Below are 19475 nucleotides of genomic sequence, written 5' to 3' on the forward strand. Positions count from 1 at the left end.
CAGACTCTTCAAAACATAAAAAAAGTGGCCGGAATTTCTTCCGACCACTCATGCTTTTCCCGGGCAGCCTTTCTCTTTTAAAAGCTGCTCTTTTCTTCTCCCTCTACAGTTATTGTAGAGAAAGGCCGGTCCGCTACCGTTGAATACAATTTTTACCACAATGGTTAAGCAAGTTCAGCAAAAGCATTGCACCACCTCCACCGGATCGAAGCCATTCTACTGACTTACCTATCGTCCCGCCATAGAATTCTTTCATGAGTACGCTGCTCGAAAAAGTCTGCACATTTTCCATCTCCCCTACCGGTTAAACCACCATCGGGCTGGCAAATAAGTTCACATTCTTCGTTGTAAAGCTGGCTCATCTGGTCGCCTGCAGCGGAGGGTACATAATAAACCGTAGCCCCTCCATACTGGTAGCTGGCAACATAGGCAGGCGGGTTACGCACGGGCTCACTCTTTAGTCGTTCAATCCTTTCTATCACGCAGGTAGGCACATCAGGGGAAGCATCGCCTCCATTTCCGGAGCAATTTTGTACAGCCATAAACAAAAAGTACAACAGGATAATTTTCATAGATCAGCGGACGTCAATTCTTCGCAGTAAGTTTTACAGAACACTTCAAATATATTATATTTTCACCAATTACTTACACGTACTTTAGAAGCAAAAACAGCCCATCAACACCTCCACACCGAATGTTAGCATAAAATAAAGCTCCATTTTATAAAAAAGTAATAATTATTAAAACAAAATTTTATACATTATTATTGCAAATAAACAGTCCTTTAAAGATACTAAACCCTATTTTACAAACTTTATTTTCCAAAATAAGTCTTCAAACACAATAAAATTTTCCATATATTGTCTCCGTGAGTTTTTCAGTAATACTTACAGCGTATTTTTTTATTTCCAACTTTAACCATTTGTAAACGCTTATGAAAAAAGTTTACCTATTTACCATGGGGCTTCTCATGTGCGGGCTCTCCTCCTACGGGCAGGACCAGCCAGCGATAAAGAGAAAGCAAATCTCAGAGAATCAGACCCCCAGCCTGGTCGAATTTGATACCCGCCAACAGGCAATTCCGGTTACCAGGGCCAAAGAGGTACTAAAAAACCAGCTTGCTTTGAGCAAAGATGACCAGCTGCAGCTGGTAAAGAAGAAAACAGATGCCCTGGGCTTTGAGCACCAGGAGTATCAACAGTTCCATAAAGGCATAAAAGTAGAATTTGGCACCTATAAAGTGCATGCTAAGAATGGAACCATCGAGTCTATTAACGGGGAATTTAAACCTGTAAAGGACTTAAAAACCAGCCCAACCCTCTCTGAGGAAGCCGCTTTACAAAGAGCACTGGCTTATATCGGTGCTCAAACCTATATGTGGGAAACACCAGATAATAAAGCCCTGGCCATGGCCTTTTCTAATGGCCAGAAGAACACCTTATATCCTGAAGGTGAGCTGGTTATCATCAATGGAGCAGAAGAAGTAAGAAGAGACAAAGGCGCAGAAATGGTTTTGGCCTACAAGTTCGATATTTATGCCAAATATCCCCTCAGCCGCGATTATGTATATGTAAATGCCCAAACCGGCGACATTGTACTAAAGAACCCTATCATTAAGCATGCAGTGGCCACCGGCTCAGCAGATACCCGCTATAGCGGCACCCGCTCCATTACTACCGACAGCTACAATGGCAGCTTCCGCCTCAGAGATCTCTCCCGTGGAAATGGCATTGAAACCTACGACATGAATGAAGGCACCAATTACAATAATGCAGTTGATTTTACTGATAATGACAATAACTGGACTGCCGCCGAATTTGATAATACAGCGAAGGACAATGCTGCACTGGACGCTCACTGGGGTGCCCAGGTAACCTATGACTATTGGCTAACCACCCACAACCGCAACAGCTTTGATAACAATGGGGCTGCCATTAAAAGTTATGTACATTACGACCAGGCCTATGATAATGCTTTCTGGAATGGTTCTGTAATGACCTACGGCGATGGCAGCGGTTCCGGTGGCTTCGATGCCCTTACCAGCCTCGATGTGGCTGCCCACGAAATTGGCCATGCCGTTTGTACTTACACCGCCGACCTGGTGTACCAGAACGAATCCGGCGCCATGAACGAAGGCTTCAGCGATATATGGGCTGCCACTGTTGAGCACTTTGCCGCTCCTGAAAAAGCCATCTGGCTCATTGGAGAAGATATTAATATGCGCTCCGGCTCGCAGGCATTACGCTCTATGTCCGACCCCAATTCTGAAGGACAGCCGGATACCTACAAAGGTGATATGTGGTACTCCGGTACCGGTGACAACGGCGGTGTGCACACCAACTCAGGCGTGCTGAACCACTGGTTTTACATCCTTTCTGTAGGGAAAGCAGGCACAAATGATATTGGCAACAGCTTCGATGTGCAGGGAATTTCTATTGAAAAAGCAGCCAAAATCGCTTACCGACTCGAAAGTGTATACCTCACTTCCAGCTCTGTATATAGCGATGCCCGTACCTACTCCATTAAGGCCGCAGAAGACCTTTTCGGCGCCGGTTCGAACGAGCTAATCCAAACTACCAATGCCTGGCATGCTGTAGGGATTGGCGGCCGTTACGGAGAGATTTCCTATTGCAGCTCCCAGGGGAATAATTCAAGTTACGAGTGGATTGCAGAGGTTAAAATCGGCGATTTCACAAATGCATCAGGTGCAGCCGGTTATACCGATTTCACCACACAAGAAGTAGCACTTGCAGCTGGCTCTGCAAAGGCGGTCAGCCTCACTCCCGGCTTTGCCAGCTCTACTTACAATGAGTACTGGAAAATATGGATAGATTACAATAAAGACGGTGACTTCGAAGACAGCGGGGAATTAGTATATGATGCCGGGGCTTTGAGCAAGAGCACGGTAACAGGTACCATCAATGTTCCGGCCTCTGCCGAAGGCACCACCAGAATGCGGGTAAGTATGAAATATAACGGAGCACAAACCTCCTGCGAAACCTTTAGCTATGGCGAAGTGGAAGATTATACCGTAACCTTTGGAGGCAGCAGCACCCCAAGCTGTGAAACACCAGCCGGACTGGCTTCGGCCAATGTGACCACCAATGCAGCGAACCTCAGCTGGACTGCCGTAGCCGATGCAGAAAGTTACGATGTACGTTTCAGGGCCACCGGCACCAGCAGCTGGACTACTGGTAATGTTGCTTCCAACAGCGCTTCTGCCACTGGCCTTTCCGAAGGAACAGAATACGAGTTCCAGGTAAGAACCAATTGTGCAGGAGGCAGCTCAGCCTACTCGGCCTCTGCGACCTTTACGACCGACTACACCTGCCAGACGCCTGGTGGCTTAACGGCCAGCAATGTTTCGGCGAGCAGCGCAACCCTTAACTTGAATGCTGTATCCTTCGCCAATGATTACAGCGTACGGTACCGCGTAAATGGCAGCAGCAGCTGGACTAACACCACTGCTACTACGACTTCTGTGGCTATTAGCGGCTTAACCGCCAGCACCACCTACGAATTCCAGGTGGCAACGAATTGCTCAAATGGCTCCTCTGCCTATTCGGCTTCGTCAGGCTTTACAACTCCATCGGCTATCGTTACCTACTGCGCCTCTAAAGGCAAAAATACTAGCTATGAGTGGATTGATTATGTAGCCCTTAATGGCATGGAGCGTACTTCGGCTGCAGATGCCGGTTATTTCGATGGAACAAGCCTTTCTGCAAATGTAGTGCCTGGTTCTTCACCAACCATCTACATCAGTGCAGGCTTTGCCAGCTCAAGCTATACCGAGTACTGGAACATCTGGATTGACTTCAACCAGGATGGTGACTTTACCGATGCCGGTGAAAAACAGGTAAGCGGCTCCTCTTCGAGCAGTGGCACCTTAAGTGCAACCTTAAGCATTCCTGCAAGTGCCAGTCTTGGCACTACCAGAATGCGGGTGAGCATGAAATACGGCTCAGCTGCCGGTTCGTGTGAAACGTTTAGCTATGGTGAGGTAGAAGATTATACTGTAAATATTACAAACTCCTTTAATGCTATGGTTGCCAGCCCTGGCAGGAAAGCAGAAATTTTAGGCAATGAAGAAGCCAGCATCCTGTTCAAAACTTACCCGAACCCGGTGCAGGACAAGCTGATGATAAGCACCACCGAAAAAGGCGGCTTTACTGCGATGGTTTACGACCTCAGCGGCAAAATGCTGAAGCAGGCACAATCGGACAGAAATGAAATGGAGCTGAATGTTGCTGAGCTGAAAGAAGGTGTTTACTTTATTAAAGTAGCAGGCGAACGTGAGCCGCATACCATCAAGTTTATAAAAGAGTAATTTAAACCTCCTATAAACACCCTTAAGAAAGGCTGTCGGAATCCGGCAGCTTTTCTTTTTTTTATCTGCCTGTGCCTGATTAATTCCCAAACATTTTTCTTTTATGAAGCCTGTCATCTGCTCCTCCTTGTAGGTGAAAAAATTTTTAATATCAGATATCCCAGCTGACTGACTACAGCTGTTAAACCTGTTCTATAACCTGAAGTTGGGAAACTACCTTGGGAGTTGTCATTTATATAGCCCCTGTTTTAATCATTCACAGTTGTATCCTTCTATTCCGGAAGGTAACCTTAAAATACAGATGGATAGCTAATTGCTATGTTTGGCTGACAATCAAACTATGATGCATTCACCCGATATTCAATATGATGGTGGTTGTGTTTTAATTCCCGAGTTCACTTAGGTATGTCTCCCTCTTTTTGAACCTACCGCAAACTTTCAGGAGTTTTAACGGAAAAAGGAACTTGTCTATCTCTTCCTGTTTTTACGACAAGTCTTCTGCTTTTCCAAGATTAGAAAGAAAGGTTACCTTCTTATGCAGTTGCCTGCTTTTTCTGTTTAGGGTTAATTCCTTAACCCATTAATGGACTGCAAAAGGGCAAGCTTGCCTGTAGGAGACCGAGATGCTAATTAAATTCAGTTGAATAAAAATATCCTGGAGAATAATATCTTCTGGTGTAAGCTTCCCCATAAATATTTAACCTGGCTCTGAGGGGAAAAATTAGCGGTATTTTAAACCCTTAATTTCAGCTGATAATCAATAGAATGTTTACCCGACCCATACATCAAGAAGCCTACCGAAAGCAGTAGTGCAATAAGTGCTTGCAGGAGATTGAAGACTACCATTTCACCGATAAAATTCAGGACCACCGCAGAAACTAAAATGGGGAGCTGAATTAAAATACTAAGCCTGGTTAACAAACCCATTATTATAAAAAGCCCACCTACCAAATGTGCCATGGTGAGATAATGTGCAATGATCATGGTCCAGCCATAAGTTTCTACCGGCTCTAAAACATTCATAATCCTTTCAGTGTAGGTCATAAAAACAATCCCCTTATAAAAAAGAAAGGATCCTAGCAGCACACGGAGCAAATCAAAACCATAGTTGGTATGTGCATTTGCCCATTTGTTTAATTTGGTAACGGTATCCATAGCTTTATTAAATAAAAATAAGTTAACATATAATTCATTTAATGTCAAGCATTTATACCTTAAATATGCATCTCAAAAGCAGGTATGGAGGGATACCTCCCTTTATAAGTCAGGTGCTCTTTTATATCCATCCATTTCGCGTTCTGGCCGGTAGCTGGTAAAAGGCTTTAGCGTTTTACTTCTTGCTGCTTCTTCTAAAAAAGGCAGGAGATCAGTTTAAGATTTCTGTTGCACAAAAAGGATTAGCGACTGGCAAGATCTATTCCCCTTTAGTTACCTTACCTTTTAAGGGAGGAGGAATTCTTGTTAACAACATTTTAAAGCAATGAAAAGTCTGAAGCGGAAAGCTCAGGGCCATATGTGGTGAAGCGTTTGGTAGAAATGTGTCCGGAGAAATCTCTTTGTCATTTAATTCAATTAAAAGTAAAGAAAAGCTGTCCACAGCCTGGGGCCCTTTTAATCCAGTACAAGTTTGGTTGCGGAGATTTCTGCTCGGACACCTTCTCCCACCCTTTCCATTAGCATCCTTTCTTCTTACCGTGCATTTTATATACGGGCCGTTAGCAAGAATCTTTTCAGGCTTTGGTTAACTGATCCTTTGCCAGCAATCAATCATACATAAGCTTTTTTTCTGCTTTAAGCCTGGATGAAGGGAGTTTAGAGCTATAGGAATGTTGTCAGATAAAACAACTGCAAATGGAGCAATGACTTCAGAGAAATTTACGTCCCCTCCATATTCTTTATGTCCTGCAAACAGGATATTTCTGCCTTTTTTGCTGTTACCCTTTGCTTCCTTATAAAGCGTCAAAATCAGCATTTGCAGAATATTCCTGATATAAGAATAAAGAATGATCGTTCTTTCAATAAAAAAAAGAAAATACTTAAACCTTTTTTTGAGGAGCCCGTTTAAAATAAGAATGAATCACACTGCATAAACAATCCAACTTAATAATAGATTTTTAATATTCATAATTCTTCTCCAACTAGCACAAGTTTCTCATACGCAAGAACAGCAATCCTGCTCATTATTCAACTGCGAAATTGAGCATTTTTAATCCGATTATTTCAGGTTAATCCTATTTGTTACTTTTTAATAAACGGCTTGCTGTACGAGATTTTGTGAAAGGTGGAAAAAGGAGGCAATGGGGCTGGTTGATCTGAATCATTAACCTTTAGTCCTGTATATGCCCAGGCTAGTAACCTGGTCGCAATTTTTATAATTACATAAAGAAGAATAATAAAGCTTTGGGAGCCTTTCAAAAGTAGCAGTATAATTAAATTCAGTAGTTAAACCTCCTTCAAATCAAATATTATTTTACCACTTGCACTATACCCTTATGAGAAAACTTTTATCGATTCCACTATTTTTAACAGCCTTTTGGTCATGTGATTTTAATGACTCTCCGAATTCTGAGTTTTACAAAAAAGTGTTGAGTAACACCCAGGTTCAAAAGCCGGAAGTTTCTGAAAAGGTAATCTCAGATATTTTGCAACAAATACCCTCACCACTCGAAACTTCGGTCTTGATTAAGCAATCGGGCAGTAAATATGGCAGTAGTATGCTGAATGATCCAAAAAAGGTTTCTGCTTACAATACAAGCTATGAAAAAGCAATAAATTTAGGAATTTACGGTACCGACCTTGGCTACACCAAAATTTATGATCAAAATCAGGATGCAGTCTTTTATTATAACTCAATAAAAGATTTAGTCGATGAATTGAGCCTCAGCCAGTATTTTGATTTTGGTACTGTAAAGCGCCTGGCCCTTAATAGTAGCCATATGGACTCTCTGCTCTACCTGACCACTAAGAACTTCAACAATATCAATACATACCTTCAGGATCAGAAACGCTCAAACCTCAGCCTTCTCATTCTCACAGGCGGATGGCTGGAAGCCCTGCATATAGCCTGTCAGGTTGCAGAGGAGAATCCCGGCAATCAGGTGTTGGTAGAGCGCATTGGTGAGCAAAAAGCAATCATGGATAAAATCATGCTCCTATTCAGCTTCTACAGCAAGAGTAACACAAGCATGGCGAAATATCAGAAAGAACTACAACCACTTGCTGATGCCTTTTCCAAAGTTCAAATTGCCCATACCTATGCCGAACCTACTTTCAGTGAGGTGGATGGCTTGCTAGTCGTGAAAGACCACAGTACCAGCACTGTAAAGGTTTCTGAGGAGAGCCTGAAACAAATTGCCTTTATAACGCAGTCCATCAGGAAAGAGATTATTAAATAAACAATAATGAAGGAGATAAGCGTTAACAGGACCGGGGCTACGATAAAAGCTCTGTCAGCCTTTTATCGCAGCTCCTTTGCGTCCTTATCACATGAGGATACGGAAGGGACATTACGACCTCATTATTGAAACAAAAATTAATTTTCTGCCGTATAAAAATCAATACCACCATTTTCCTTCTTTTTCTATGGAAGAACCTGAATCTAATTTCCTGAAAGAACAAGCTGAAGAAAAAGGCATTGGTAGTTCGCCCAAATCTAAGTTTTCTGATAAAGAGGTATTAGAGAATGAATTACGAGAAGCCATTCGTAAAATGACTGGAAGAGGTAAAGGTAGAAACAAAAGTACCGACCCCGATGTGGAATAGTACTGTGTAACCGCGGTTTAATATTTTTAAAATTCTCCTGATATAATCTTTAAAAACCCTGGCAGTAAAGATATTGTTAGGTTTTTCATTAAGCAAAGCAGGTTCAATCCTACCAGACTCGCTGCTAAATTCCCTAGTTCAGGTTTTACAGAAAATGGCTGGCAAAAAATTTTACCTGCCTCCTGTCTGTACAGGCAGGGTAAATTGCCTCTTTCACAAATACAGGCTTAACCTGCATCCTGCAAGGACACTGCCCACCTGTTAAAGCCACTTCCCCTACAGCCGGCGCCGGGCATCCTTTAAAGAGAAGATAATTCAATAAACCGATACCAGATGCAATGGTGCAGATCCTGTATTACCCCTACCAGGGTGGCAGAACAGCTGTTTACCTTACCTAAAGCTACCGGCAGGGAATAAAAAAAAGCCGCACAGCTATACTGCACGGCTTTCTGCTTCACTATTTAATTACTGCTTACTTCAGAATGAAAATTTCATCCGGCACTTTGGTATTCACTTCCACCGAAACGATTTCTCCCTCGAAAGTCCCCTGTGGAGTGGCCATTTTCATTTTTGAAGGGAACTTGATACCATCCTGCTCCTGGTAATCAGAAAGCAATACATTCCCCGTTGGAGTTTCGGCCTTTACCTTCAGACCTGTTTCCTTATCAAAATAATGAACAGATTTGGTTCCTTCAGGAGTGGTTACCACAACCTGGTAGGCATCTTTTCCTTCCACTTTTGCCATACCTTTCAGCTCCAGCTCAAAGCCCAGCTCATCGTAATAAGCCTCCGGGAAAGCATAAGCTTCGTACTGCATGGCCTTTACCTGCTGTGGCGGCAGAGCCATGCTCTGGCCATTGGCATACATCTTCGCCTGCCCGTCGTTGTACACAATCCGGTTCATTTCCTGCTCTCCCATTTTAGTGGAATTCATATACTTTTTACCACCCTTTTTAACTGTGGTATTTGTAAGCTCCATTTCATTTACCTTCAGCTTTACAATGGTACTGATATTCTCTACCGCTTCCAGCTTTTCTTCTCCACCTAAAGCCTTCAGGTAATTTTGAATTACCTGTTCTCCGGTAAGGTCTGTATTTTCCATGGCCTTTACCTTATTGCCATAGATGTCGTACATTTCAACGTCACCAAACTTTTTCAGACCTTCCTTCACATCATCGGCACTTCCTACGACCATAATGTAAGACTGCTCCGGCTGGATATACTTTTTGGCTGCCGCCTGTATATCTTCTGCACTTACGGCTTCTACATTCTTCAGGTAATTTTTATAGTAGTCTTCGTCCAGGTCGTAAAGAGCAGTATTAAGCGCAAAAGAGGCAATGGTTTGCGGACTCTCCAGCGAACGTGCAAAGCTGCCAATCAGGTAGTTTTTAGCGGCATTCAGCTCCTCTTCACTTACCGGCTCATCGCGCATTTTATTTAACTCCATCAGGAATTCTGTTACGGCGCTATCGGTAACGGCATTGCGCACGTTGGCAAAGGCTGTAAATTTACCTACCAGCTCGTCAGACGACAGGGCAGAATAGGCGCCATACGTATAACCTTTTTCTTCGCGCAGGTTGCGGAACAGGCGGGCATCGCCCCCACCTAATATTTCATTCATCAGGCGGCCGGTAATTACATCTTCGCTACCAGGCTGCAACTCAACAGGGTGCATAATATTGACCACCGATTGTACCGCTGTTGGCCGGTCGACCATGGCTACTACAGTCTCCTCTCTAATTTCAGGATCTTTGTACTCGTGGGTTGGCACCTCTCCTTTTTTCCAGTCTCCCAGGTATTTTTTAACCAGCTTTTCGGCTTCCTTAGTGGTAATGTCACCTACAATAGCCAGGTAAGCAACATTAGGCTTGAAGTAGGTATTGTAATATTTTTTGGCGTCGGCAAGCGTAATATTCTCTACCGTCTCTTCCGTTACAATTTCGCCGTAAGGGTGATCTTTTCCATACAGGAGCGCTGCCTGCACATTGGCAGCAATTGCCTGCGGGTCTTCTTTACTGGCTGCCAGGCCTGATTTGGTTTGCTTAATAATTTTATCCAGTTCTTCCTGGGGAAGGGCGGGGTTCAAAACCACATCAGCCATCAGCTCCATCAGCTTTTCTTTATGCTTGCTCAATGAAGAGGCATAAACACCGGTGGAAGAAGTGGAAAGGTTGGCACCGATAAAATCAATTTCCTGATCGAGCTGTGCCTTGGTCCTGTTTTTGGTTCCTCTACGGAGAAGCTCTCCGGTGGCTTCCACATAACCAGCCTTATCGCCTTCCAGTATGGGGTCGCGGTCGATGAGCAGGTTAAAAGCGACTCTTGGCAATTTATCGTTCTTTACGACAAACACCTGAAGGCCGTTTGGAAGGGTAAATGAATCGTAATCGCCTAGCTGGATTTCAGGTGCCGGACCTGGCTCAGGGGCTTTAGAGCGATCGAGCTGGGCAAAAGCAGGGCCTGCCAGCAGGCATAGAGTAAGTATATATATAAATTGCTTTTTCATGATTATTTTCCTTTTTCAGATCCAGAATTAGTGGCCCCCTCAGACTGTGCACTTTTGGGCAGGTAATACAAAACCACTCTGTTTTCGGGGTTCAGGTATTTGTTCGCTACCCTGCGGAGGTCTTCGCGGGTTACTTTATTGTAGCGCTCAATTTCTGTATTAATGAGATTCGCATCGCCAAAATACACATGGTAGTTGGCAAGGCTTTCGGCTATACCGGCTACTTTGGCATTACTGCTTACAAAATCGCTCTCGATTTGGTTGCGTACTTTCTGGAATTCCTTTTCGCTTACCAGTTCGGTTTTTACCCTTTTAATTTCTTCGTTCATGCCTTCTTCAAGCTCATTAAGCGGCACGCCCATATTTACAAGACCAAGGGTAATAAACAGACCGTAATCTTCCAGTGCATAAGGGAAGGCCACCACCTGTAAGGCTTTCTGCTCCTCGTCCACCAGCTTTTTCTGCAAACGGGCGCTTGGTCCACCGCTCAGCAGGGTGGTGAGCATGTTAAGGGCATAGTAGTCTTCGGTTCCCTGGCCCGGCATGCGGTAGGCCTGGAATACAGCAGGAAGCTGAATGTTATCATAAATAGTATCGCGCACCTCGGCCGTCATGGCCGGCTCTACAATATTCGGGCGGTAAGGCTCATCGCCTTCGGGTATCTCAGCAAAATACTTCTTTACCAACTCCTTAGTCTCTTCTATATCAATATCGCCGGCAATGGAAAGCGTAGCATTATTAGGCACATAGTACTCTTTGTAGAATTCCATAAACTCCTCCAGCTTTGCAGCGTTCAAATCTTCCATGGAGCCGATAGTAGTCCAGCGGTAAGGATGCTTTTTAAAGGCACGCTTAAAGATTTCTTCCTGGAAAGACATATACGGCACATTATCGATACGCTGGCGCTTTTCTTCCTTTACCACCTCGCGCTGTGTTTCCACTCCAATAGAATCGATTTTAGCATGCAGCATACGCTCCGACTCCATATAAAGCCCCAGCTCCAGCTGGTTAGATGGCAGTATTTCGTAATAGAAGGTACGGTCCTGTGTGGTATTGGCATTAAGGGCTCCGCCGGCCGCCTTTACCATACTCATAAATTCCCCGCGTTCAATGTTTTCGGTTCCTTCGAACAGCAGGTGCTCAAAGAAGTGAGCAAAACCACTACGGCCCGGCTCTTCATTTTTTGCCCCTACATGGTACATCACGGTAACTGCTACAATTGGGGTGGAGTTGTCTTTGTGCAGGATCACGTGCAGGCCGTTGTCCAGCGTAAACTCCTCAAATTCGATTTTCTCCTCCTGTGCCTGCACGGTATAGGCAGTCACCAGGCAAAGAAAAATCAGGATAATCCTCTTCATCATCACAGAAAGTTTAAATTTTTAAATAGTTTATTCAAATGAACATCCTTCAAAAAAAAGGATAAGCATCGATATTAGCAAAAAATATTACATGAACGGTAAGCCTTTTTCAGGAAACTCGTGCAAGAGAAGCTATAAAAATTTATACAGAAGTGGAATAAAATAAAAAGAGGAGCCGAAACAGCTCCTCTTGCTTATAACCATCCTGGTATTCTTCTATTCCTATTACGCCTCCTGCAACTGGCTGAGAATGGCTCTAACCTGCTGCTGTTCCAGGCGCGGACCGTATTTGGCCACTACCCTGGCCGATGCGAGGCTGGCAAGCTTACCGGCTTCGGCAAAGCTGTAACCATGTGTAAGCCCGAACAGGAAGGCTCCGGCAAACATATCGCCGGCACCGGTAGAGTCTACCGCTTTAACTTCATTAGGTGCTATATCGATGAACGATTGCCCATCGTATACCATGGCTCCTTTGCCACCCTGTGTAATAACAAAGGTGCGGGCTGCTTTCTTCAGCTCCTCCCGGGCCTCTTCCACGCTATCCTTGCCGGTGTACAGCATGGCCTCTTCTTCATTGCAGAAAAGCAAATCGACACCATCGTTACCTACGATTTCCTGCAGCCCTTCGCGGAAATACTTAACCATACTGGGGTCCGAAAAGGTAAGGGCAGTTTTAACGCCATGCTTCCGGGCCAGCTTTTTTGCTTCCAGCATTGCTTTTCGCCCGGTTTCAGAAGGGATCAGGAAACCTTCTATATAGATGTACTGAGAGTTTTTAATGGCCTTCTCGCTCAATTCTTTTTCCGACAGGTCAGCAGTAATGCCCAGGAAGGTATTCATGGTTCTTTCCGCATCAGGCGTAATCATTACCAGGCATTTTCCTGTAATTCCTTCAGGCAGCTGCTCCGGCTCCAGGTTGGTGGCGACACCGGCTTCCTGCAGGTCTTTCATATAAAAATGGCCGAAATCGTCTTTGGCTACTTTACAGGAATAATAGGCCTTTCCTCCAAACTGGTTTACCGCAATAATAGAGTTGGCAGCCGAACCACCACTCTGCTGCTTTACTTCCTTCGAACGAATGGCATTTACCAATACATGCTGCCGGTCTTCATCCACCAGCGTCATCATTCCCTTTTCGATGCCATGTTCCTGAAAAAAGGCATCGTTTACCTCAAATTCCATATCGACAATTGCATTGCCTATGCCGTATACGTCATACTGCTTACTCATAATAAAAATTGTATATACTGATAATAAATTTAATACTTAGTATAGTAAAAGTGATGAACCAAAAAAACCACCCGGGTGCCACCTAAGAAAAGTAATCCATGGGCCCCAAACCTTTCACTTTAATCGATTACCGGACAAGGTTTAAACTCCTTGTTACGGTCGAAGAGATAGCGATAGGTATGATGAACCTTTACCACTTTTCCTCCTACCTCTGTGGCCAGCTTCATCATTTTAGGATTAAAATCACCAATCCAGTTCATTTCGAAATGATCGTACTGCGATTTTGCCGACCATACATAATCTGCCACCGCCATTACAATAGCTGCTTCCACTCCTTTACCCTGGTGTTCCGGGGTTATCCCAAACACTACTCCAAACATCTTTTTACAGATGCCCGTCTTCTTTAAGTACAGGAATTTTAACTTTTGCCACCAGCCGAACTTGCCATTCATATACTTAAATATCTGGTTGAGTTCCGGCAGATTGATAAAAAATGCAACCGGCTCCTCATCATAATAACCGAAGTACAGGATCTTCTCATCCACAATGGGCTTCAGCTTTTTCATGAGACTCATGGCCTGTGCCTTTGGCATTTCGCCCACACCTGCATGTTTCACCCATGCTTTATTGTAGATGGTCCGGAAGTCCTCTGCATATTTTTCCATATCCTTCAGCTCGATATGCCGGAACTGGTAGCGGGGTTCCTGCCGTATTCTTTCGGCCTTTGCCCGTACTTTTTCGCTCAGTCCTCCTTCTTCACTTTCCTGTACCGGCCGCCCATAGGTAAATTGTTTAAAATACAGCCGGAATCCATAAGCCTCAAAAAACTGCAGGTAGTACGGAAAAGTATAGGGCATACAATAATTGGGCTCCCGGTCGTAGCCATCGGCCAGGGCACCCCACCATTGATCGCGGTCGCCAAAGTTAATTGGCCCATCCATGGCTTCTATTTCTCTTTCCTGCAGCCATTCTTTACACCGGTCGAATAGCATAAAAGCGGCCTCTTTGTTATGGATGCACTCGAAGAAGCCTATTCCGCCCGTAGGCTGCTCTTCTTTTGCCGAGGTTTTCCGGTTAATAAAGGCCGCAACCCGTCCAATTGTTTCACCTTCTGCATTCCGGAGTATCCATCGGGTACACTCGCCAAAGCGGAAATACTTGTTCTTTTTCGGATCAAAGACAGTTTCCACATCTTTATCCAGTGGCCTTATCCAGTTCTTTTCATTTTTGTAAAGCCTTACCGGCAGGTGCAGGAACTCTTTAACCGCACTTTTATCCTTTACTTCAATTAAGTTCATAAGCCTGGTTTAGGCTCCAAAATTAAACTTTTATTTAAAGAAAAGTAAAATGCTGTAAAAATCAGCCTGGAAGGCAGTAGTTTCTGCCTGATGCTCCCTTCAGCCAGCTTCATTTTATCCCTTTGCCACCAGTAAAAGTATTCTGAAGCAAAAAAGTGTGCAGCCGGCATATATCTGCTTAACAACCAGCCTCCAGCGTTTTACTCTTCTACCCATGCCTGAGGCGGCACCACAAACAGACTCACATTAAAATACGGACTGTGGCCTACCTCATTTTCAATAATGCGGCTGTTGCTGAAAGAGTTTTCTTCTGAAATATTAAAATTGATATTGTAACGATAGCCTCCCGTTAAACCAAACCATAGAAAATCGTAAATTTCCTGCTCAAATTCCAGGAAGGCATATATATTCGAGTTGCGCAGCTCCAGATTAGGGTACTTCCCGAGCGGTGGCTCATCGGAAATGATATGGTAGCTCCGCCCAAGCACCTTTGCACCAAGCAGCAGAATGGTTTCTTCGCTAAAGTTCCTCCTGAGGCGGAAGCTTTGAGGAAGCACGGCCTCTACTCCCCAGCGGTCGTTAAACGTTTCATTCCAGATAAACACGGGGTAGATGGAAGGGCGACCAAGCGTGTAGGAGTAATAAGCACCCAAGCCGTACATAGTATAAGGATTGGTTTTCCATCCGTATACTGCGGCTACGGACCCTTTTGCCTGCTGCCGAAAGGGAAGTTCATTACCTTCATAATCGCCATTTAATTCCAGCCCGATACGGGAACCGATAAAGGCCCGACCATTAAGGGCATACACTACAAATACTTTGGCATCCAGCGAGTTTAAATGCTTGTTTTGCAGGTTGGTATAAAAGTCGTAAGTAAGGGCCGAAGGATTAATAAAATTGTATTCTTCGTACAGGTAGCTTACGCCTGCCGCAATAGTGGTACGGCCTTTCCAGAGAATAGGAAGGCGAAGCGAAAATTCTATTTCCTCCAGCTTCTGAACTCTGGCTTCAGCTTCATTTATGCCTGGTACAATGGGAGTAGAGTGAATGCCGAAGGGGGAAATCTGGTTATACGAAATCTGGATGCCCTTACTGCGACGGTCACCTTCCACACTGGGCGACACCCACTCCTGTTGGATGTCTTCGGCCGAAGGCACCGTTTGGCCCTTCAGTCGCCCTACCGGAAACATGCTCATGAAACATAATAAACAGGTAAATACTAGCACTGCATTTTTCATTCAAAAAAGTATCCTGCGTTCAACGTAAAATAATGTCCCTCTTCGGAAAAGCCAACACTCCCTGATGCCACAAACAGATCGAATAAATTTAGAAAGAGCCCGGGCCCGTAACTGCGGTGCCACTCTCCCGACTCAGGGACATCGCTCCAAATACGACCATGATCCAGGAAGCCGTATACTCCCCAGGTACCTGTAAAAACATAATTGGTAATACCACCAACAGGTACTCTTAACTCTGTATTCTGGTAAAGGGCCGCATCGCCAGCAAAGCGGGTACGGCGGTAACCCCTGAGATTTTCCTTTCCTCCCAGGGTAGCTGACTGGTAAAAGAGATAATCGCCATAATTTCGCTGCCCGCCAAAGCGCAGAGCCAGTGTAGGACTAAAATTAATATCGGGCGAAACATACAGCACCAGGTCGGTCGACAGGCGGGTCAGGTTTACCTTATCATGGTTCAGACTATTGTAATAGGTCAGCTCGTTTGTCCAGTGGATGCCGCGTGTAGGCGACACATCGTCGTTAAGCGCTTCGAGCTCCGCAAAAAGCCGGCCACCGGCCATAGAGGTATACTCCGCAAAGAGTGGTGACTGCCGAAACACATCGCTGTCGATAAACTTTTCCCGATTCTCCTCCGTGCCCACATCTACATACTGAAAGCTTGGGCCTATACCCAGCCTAAACAGCTCATGTACTTCCCAGCTTACGAATGGAGAAATCTCTACCCGGTTCTGGTTGATACGGTAAAAGGATATATCCTCTTCGTACAGGCTACTGTTGCCCTGCCCGAAATAGTTCAGCATATACTTTGGTCCATACACATCGGCATCGAGCAGCAGGTCCAGCTTCTCACTAAAAAGCGAATAGAAGATGCCCCGGTACCTGAAAGTAAAAGCCCCCGTACCTATTGCATAGTTCGCCAGCAGGGTCTGGTCTGTTGCCACCGGCTTTTTCCGGAAGCCGTACGTTTTTACATTTATGCCACCGCCTAAAAACAGCCCGTCATCGCGGTTATATTCAACCGACAGTCTCGGCCCCACATAAGGGTAGCTAAACTCCTCCGGATCATACTCATTTAAATAGGCTTTATTCGTGAGTTTTAACCTGGTTTCTTCTCCGGCGGTTATTTCATTTTCTCCATCCTTCTCATCGTAATAAATAATGGTATTGTCCCACCCTTCTATGCTGGAGCTATCCCGGTAAATATCATCTTCATCGCCCCCAATAATTCTAAGCTCAATGGCATCTTCTGCCGTACCGCTTATAAAAAACTTATCGATACCGTCGAGGCCGTAGAGCCGGATTTCCTCTGTAAGGGCCGGATCAAAGGTTCGTTCATACAGCTTGTCTTCTACTTTACCATCTTTCTCCGTTTTATGCACCACCACCTTTGTAAAACCATTGGGCAGGCGTTTTACCTCGAAGCGTTCGTGCTTATTGGTTCCTACCACATCTACATATTCGCTTAAAACCTCATAATATTCCTTTCCGGCTTTCAGTAACTGATCGCGGCGGGATTTTAGTTTGGCAATAATTTCTTCTCCGCTTATCTCGAATATCTCCGGCGGCAGATCTTTAATGCTGGCTTCGATGACACTATCTGTCAGCTCCTCCTGCAGAAATTTAATTTCTTCTTCCCACTCCTCCCAGTCCAGGTCTGTCATGAGCCGACGATCGAGATAGGTGCCATTAATGTTCAGCCCTACCACATCTTCGAAGTTATAGTCGAAATTCTGGAACTTCCGGAGGGCCCATTTTCGGGAGAAAAGCCATGGAAGCAGGCCATCATATTTTACAAATACCTGGTCGCGATCCTTTGGAATCGGTTCAAAAACAGAGCCTTTCCCTTCCTTTTCAAATTCTGCCCAGCGCCACTGCCCTTCGTGCCTATCCCAGTCGCCAATCAGCATATCGAAGAGGCGGGTACGCAAATAACTCTCCTGGTTAACCTCATTATCATTATCCTCATACAGGTGTTCAAAAAGGGTTCTGGTACTGACGGCGTTTTCGGCATTGCCAAAGTTTTCGTAATCCGACACATCTTCGTCGGCTTTTAGCTCCAGCAGCCCCAGCATACCGCCAAATTCGTTGAGGTAAGGTCCCAGCGAAGGGGTATAAGGCATATAGTAGAGCTCTGGCTCCGCGTAATATACATCGGCAGCCTCTGCCATTTTTGCCAGGGCAAGTGCCCCGTAGGGATGTGAGCTGGAAATCTGATCTTTTACGATCTCCGCGGCGAAGGTTGTCTCGAAGCCCTCGGGAAGCACCCCTGCCGGAAATTTATCGACTGAGCGGAAATAGTAGGTAAGGCTGTCCTCGTCCATCAGGTGGAGGGAAAGTGTTTGCTGCCCCCCTCCTTTTTTAACTACTGAAAGGCCACCCTTTGTCCTTTCGAGGTCGAGGTAAGGCACTTCCAGCGGCTGCTCCCACTCTTCGCGATAATGGTCGCCCCAGATACGGCGGCCCAGGAAACCCAGCTCATTAAAATCTGGGTTGGCGGCAATTACTTTTACACTATCTGTATAATCAGGAATTTCTTCTTCTTTTACAGGCTGGTTTTCGGGGGTAGCAAGGGCGTAGAGAGGCTTCCGAAACACCAGGCGTCCTTCGCTGCCATCTTCTACAGGTTCCCAGAACTCCACCCAGGTTTCTCCATTTTCATAATAGTTCAGGCGGGCAAAACCTTCGTGCTGATGGGCGAAGAGCGCCTGCCCCCCTCCCACGCAAAAAGCTTCTTTACAACCTGATCCGCTTACTATCTGCTGTATTCCTTCATACTCCAGTAACTGAAGGCTGTGCTCATGGCCTGCAGCGACTACCACATTGTTTCGTCCTTCCAGAATGGAAAAAAGAGCATCGCGCAGCTGTGCATATTTCGGATTCGTCAGATCCTGGCGCGATACGCCATACATACGCGCCAGCGGATAGATAGAACCGATGACCGGCAGAGGAACATACAGGTCGGAATAAATGAGGGTAAGAGGAAAAATATGGTCCATGATGGAGAAGTGCCCCCCATGGTTACCATTGGTCATAAGCGGGTGATGCAGCGCCAGCACCACATGCTTGTTCTTATAGCGATCCAGCATATCCTCGAGCTGCACAATCATATCCAGTTCCGAGGCAACGCCACAGCCATTTTCCGATCCTTCCGGCCGGCGGTTTTCGGTAAGCCACCATTCGGAGTCGAGCAAAATCAGCACCAGGTCTTCGCTCACGTGCAGCGGGTATGGTCCCGGGCAGCCAAGGTTAGGCAGAAAAGCCTCCTCATCTTCCAGGTAGGCTTCTACAAAAGCTTCCTGCCGGATAACGGCGGCCAGTCCGCCTTCGCTGCTAAAGTTCCAGTCGTGGTTACCCGGAATAAATACGGCTTTACCATCCCAGTTTTTTACGATTTTCATCTGCTCCATCAGGCGCCTTTCCTCATCCGGGCGCTCCGGATCATCGATTTCCGAGAGGCCATCGTAATAAATATTATCGCCGAGGAAAATTACAGACTTCATGGAATCGGGTAATTCTGCCTCTGTTCCAAGGGCATCTGTACCGCCTATGCCATGCAACTGTAGTTGCAGCAGTTTTAAAGAAGGCTCCTGTCCATCTATTTCCGGGGCGCCTACATCGCCAATCAGGAAAACGGAAGATACCAGCTCCTCAGCCGGTGGCACTTCATTGGCAGGCCAGTCTTCTACCTCTTCGCTGTAATAAGGTTTAATGGCACCACAGGCCTGAACAAAAAAAATGGCAGCACACATGAAAGCT

13 protein-coding genes are annotated in these 19475 nt (G+C 45.4%); 3 read left to right on the forward strand and 10 right to left on the reverse strand.

Translation table 11 applies throughout. The annotated features are described in order from the left end of the window. Positions 1-224 precede the first annotated feature (224 nt). Positions 225-542, reverse strand: coding sequence for a DUF6970 domain-containing protein (locus F752_RS0121385; RefSeq protein WP_236614051.1), 318 nt, complete (start codon positions 540-542; stop codon positions 225-227). A gap of 392 nt (positions 543-934) precedes the next feature. Between F752_RS0121385 and F752_RS24835 the strand changes: the two genes are divergently transcribed. Continuing rightward, positions 935-4327 carry a M4 family metallopeptidase gene (locus F752_RS24835; protein ID WP_017733790.1) on the forward strand — a complete coding sequence of 1131 codons (3393 nt, stop codon included), beginning with the start codon at positions 935-937 and terminating at the stop codon, positions 4325-4327. A 732-nt stretch (positions 4328-5059) separates the two neighbouring features. Here F752_RS24835 and F752_RS0121395 read toward each other — a convergent pair. Further along, positions 5060-5482, reverse strand: a complete 423-nt coding sequence (locus F752_RS0121395; protein WP_017733791.1) for a DoxX family protein — start codon at positions 5480-5482, stop codon at positions 5060-5062. Positions 5483-6068: 586 nt separating this feature from the next. Next, entirely contained in the window at positions 6069-6299 is a 231-nt protein-coding gene (locus F752_RS26125) for a hypothetical protein (RefSeq protein ID WP_017733793.1), read from the reverse strand. Between the two features lie 610 nt (positions 6300-6909). On the opposite strand from F752_RS26125, the gene F752_RS0121410 reads away from it, so the two are divergent. Next, a complete protein-coding gene (locus F752_RS0121410) occupies positions 6910-7722 on the forward strand; it encodes a hypothetical protein (RefSeq protein ID WP_236614052.1) in 813 nt (270 codons plus the stop codon). A 91-nt stretch (positions 7723-7813) separates the two neighbouring features. Beyond that, the gene (locus tag F752_RS0121415; protein ID WP_017733796.1) at positions 7814-8089 is read left to right on the forward strand and encodes a hypothetical protein; all 276 of its coding nucleotides are present in this window, start codon (positions 7814-7816) and stop codon (positions 8087-8089) included. A 299-nt stretch (positions 8090-8388) separates the two neighbouring features. Here F752_RS0121415 and F752_RS26350 read toward each other — a convergent pair whose 3' ends face one another. The 7 genes from F752_RS26350 to F752_RS0121460 all read right to left on the reverse strand — a co-directional run bounded on the left by F752_RS26350 (position 8389) and on the right by F752_RS0121460 (position 19468). Beyond that, on the reverse strand, positions 8389-8547 hold the full coding sequence (locus F752_RS26350; protein WP_017733798.1) for a hypothetical protein: 159 nt from the start codon (positions 8545-8547) through the stop codon (positions 8389-8391). A 14-nt stretch (positions 8548-8561) separates the two neighbouring features. Continuing rightward, positions 8562-10595 carry an insulinase family protein gene (locus F752_RS0121430; RefSeq protein WP_017733799.1) on the reverse strand — a complete coding sequence of 678 codons (2034 nt, stop codon included), beginning with the start codon at positions 10593-10595 and terminating at the stop codon, positions 8562-8564. A 2-nt stretch (positions 10596-10597) separates the two neighbouring features. After that, the gene (locus F752_RS0121435) at positions 10598-11956 is read right to left on the reverse strand and encodes a M16 family metallopeptidase (RefSeq protein WP_017733800.1); all 1359 of its coding nucleotides are present in this window, start codon (positions 11954-11956) and stop codon (positions 10598-10600) included. A 222-nt stretch (positions 11957-12178) separates the two neighbouring features. Then, complete coding sequence (locus F752_RS0121440; protein WP_017733801.1) at positions 12179-13183, reverse strand: adenosine kinase; 1005 nt, start codon at positions 13181-13183, stop codon at positions 12179-12181. 119 nt (positions 13184-13302) lie between these two features. Next, positions 13303-14481, reverse strand: a complete 1179-nt coding sequence (locus F752_RS0121445) for a hypothetical protein (protein WP_017733802.1) — start codon at positions 14479-14481, stop codon at positions 13303-13305. A gap of 200 nt (positions 14482-14681) precedes the next feature. After that, positions 14682-15677, reverse strand: coding sequence for a DUF6268 family outer membrane beta-barrel protein (locus F752_RS0121455; protein WP_026135905.1), 996 nt, complete (start codon positions 15675-15677; stop codon positions 14682-14684). A gap of 38 nt (positions 15678-15715) precedes the next feature. Then, the gene (locus tag F752_RS0121460) at positions 15716-19468 is read right to left on the reverse strand and encodes a ShlB/FhaC/HecB family hemolysin secretion/activation protein (protein WP_040665023.1); all 3753 of its coding nucleotides are present in this window, start codon (positions 19466-19468) and stop codon (positions 15716-15718) included. Positions 19469-19475: the final 7 nt, after the last annotated feature.

The organism is Nafulsella turpanensis ZLM-10, assembly GCF_000346615.1.
Taxonomy (GTDB): Bacteria; Bacteroidota; Bacteroidia; order Cytophagales; family Cyclobacteriaceae; genus Nafulsella; species Nafulsella turpanensis.